This is a genomic window from Advenella sp., from assembly GCF_052108595.1.
Taxonomy (GTDB): domain Bacteria; phylum Pseudomonadota; class Gammaproteobacteria; order Burkholderiales; family Burkholderiaceae_B; genus Advenella.
Map to the genome: position 1 here is coordinate 1 of NZ_JBQEAU010000202.1, position 2505 is coordinate 2505.

Annotated in this window: 3 protein-coding genes; all 3 read right to left on the reverse strand. The window is 56.6% G+C overall.

Annotated features, from left to right (window positions below; all coding sequences use genetic code 11):
* Nucleotides 1-579 (reverse strand): ATP-binding cassette domain-containing protein (locus tag ACTIKR_RS20610; protein WP_442328910.1); only part of this gene is annotated, 579 nt, incomplete at its 3' end.
* Nucleotides 580-861: 282 nt separating this feature from the next.
* A complete protein-coding gene (gene prmB / locus ACTIKR_RS20615; protein ID WP_193089035.1) occupies nucleotides 862-1761 on the reverse strand; it encodes a 50S ribosomal protein L3 N(5)-glutamine methyltransferase in 900 nt (299 codons plus the stop codon).
* A 47-nt stretch (nucleotides 1762-1808) separates the two neighbouring features.
* On the reverse strand, nucleotides 1809-2505 hold a 697-nt coding region (gene dapE, locus ACTIKR_RS20620), incomplete at its 5' end, for a succinyl-diaminopimelate desuccinylase (protein WP_442328911.1).

Sequence of the window (2505 nt, forward strand, 5' to 3'; positions counted from 1 at the left end):
GGCGGCCAGCCATTTTTCCAGCCACAACATGGCATCCAGGTCCAGGTGGTTGGTCGGTTCGTCCAGCAGCAGCAGTTCCGAAGGGGCCATGAGTGCGCGGGCCAGCGCCAGGCGCATTTGCCAGCCTCCGGAGAAGCTGTTGACCGCCTGGGTCCATTGTTCGGGCGTAAAGCCCAGGCCGGCGAGCAGTTGCTCGGCCCGTGACGGTGCGCTCCAGGCGTCTGCCTCTACCAGCGCCGCTTCCAGCTCGGCAATGCGGGTGCCGTCCGTATCGGGAGTGGCTGCGCGCGCCTGCTGCAGTTCGCGCAGATGCCTGTCCCCGTCAATGACAAATTCCCGGGCCGGTTGGGTGGTGGCGTGGATTTCCTGTTCGACGGTGGCAATCCGCCAAGAATCGGGAATGAACAGATCGCCGGCATCGGCGTCCATCCGGCCCTGCAACAGGGCAAACAACGTGGTTTTGCCTGAGCCGTTTTTGCCAACGACGCCAACCCGCTCCTTGGGATGCACCACGAAATCAGCGTTTTCCAGCAGCACCTTGGTGCCGCGACGTAAAGTAAGGCCTGAAGAACGAATCAAAGCGAATAATCCGAGGAAAAAGAATAATTAGAACATGACGGGCGGCGCCAATCAAAATATGGCAGGTGGCACCAATCACCAATCTGCAACCACAGACCAGCGCCCGGGTGTGTGGGCTCAACCCAGATGGTCATTGATCATGGCTGCCGGCGCATCGCATTTGCCAGCCTGGCGCCCGGCAGTGGCGTTCAATGTCTCGATGCCGCCTGCGACCGTGCAAACCAGGGCTTGCACTTGCTCGGTAGGGCGCGCGGCAAGCCCTTGAATGTTTGCAGGATAGCGTCAGCGTGGCTGCAACTGTTTCCGCGTCAATAGCAGGACGGAGTCGTCACCCTCGGCGGTTTCAAGAAATACAGGATTGAGGGCCGGGAAAGCGTTCATGAAATTTTCATATTCATTGCCGATTTCAAGAATGATAAAGCCGTCGTCGCCAAGGTGAGTGGCGGCCTGATCCAGAATCGTGCGAATAATGTCCATGCCATCGTCCCCGCCAGCCAGCGCCAGCGCCGGTTCGTGCTGGTACTCACTGGGCAGTTGCGCCATGGTGGTGCTGTTCACGTAAGGTGGATTGCATACGATGACATCGTACCGCTGCTTTTCCAGCGGTGCGTACAGATCGCCCTGCAGCACGTTTACGCGTTCGCCCAGTTGATACATGTCCACATTTCTTTGCGCCAGGCGAATGGCATGATCAGACAGATCGACGGCATCAACCTGCGCATTCGGAAAAGCCAGCGCGGCAAGAATGGCCAGGCAGCCCGAGCCGGTACATAGATCTAGTACGTTCTGCACGTTCTCAGGATCGTCTACCCATGGCTCAAGATGCTCAGCCAGTAGTTCTGAAATGGGCGAGCGCGGCACAATTACCCGCTTGTCTGTCAGGAAACGATGGCCCTGCAGCCAGGCTTCGCCAGTCAGGTATGCCAGGGGGACGCGTTTTTTCACACGCAGCTCGATCAGGCTGACGCATTTCTTTTTCTCGTCTTCCAGCAATCGGGCATCCAGAAATGGATCCAGCGTATCCAGCGGCAAGTGCAATGTCGAGAGGACCAGATAGACGGCTTCATCCCAGGCATTATCACTGCCGTGGCCAAAAGCCAGCTGTGCGTCATTGAAGCGGGAGACCGCGTAGCGAATAACATCGCGCACCGTTTTGAGCTCATTGTGGATTTTTGAAGCCATAAGATATCCGATATTGAATGTTTGATATGCAACTGCGTAGTTGCAGTCTATAGCAAAAGGTTTTCAAGCGTTTTACGATAAATGGCGGCCAGTGGCTCCAGGCTATCGACCTCGATATGCTCGTTGATCTGATGGATAGTGGCATTGATCGGCCCGAACTCGATCACTTGCGGACAGATTTTCGCAATGAATCGTCCGTCTGAGGTCCCGCCAGTGGTCGACAGGGTTGTTTGCACACCCGTCACGTCCTGGATCGCGGCAGACAAGGCTTCGGACAGTTCGCCCCGTGGCGTCAGAAACGGTTCGCCGCCGAGCGTCCATTCAATGCTGCTTTCCAGCTGATGTGCATTCAAAATGGCCTGCACACGCGACTTGAGCGACTCAACGGTACTGGCAGTGGAAAATCGGATATTGAACAGAAATTCGGCGCTGCCAGGGACAACGTTGGTCGCGCCCGTACCTGCATGGAAATTGGAAATCTGGAAGGTGGTGGGCGGAAAGTACTCATTTCCCTGATCCCATTCGGTGCTTGCCAGTTCATGCAATGCCGGTGCACACAAATGAATCGGATTGCGGGCAAGATGGGGATAGGCCACATGGCCCTGCAAACCTTTAATCACGACCTTGCCAGACAGCGATCCCCGCCGCCCATTCTTGATGACATCACCCAGCGTGGCGGTGGATGTGGGTTCGCCTACGATGCAGTAATTCGGTTGCACGCCCTGTTGCTTCAGGTATTCACAG

What these genes read in the sequence shown, in the direction of transcription:
- prmB (WP_193089035.1), bottom strand. Translation starts at nt 1,761, where the DNA reads ATGGCTTCAAAAATCCACAATGAGCTCAAAACGGTGCGCGATGTTATT.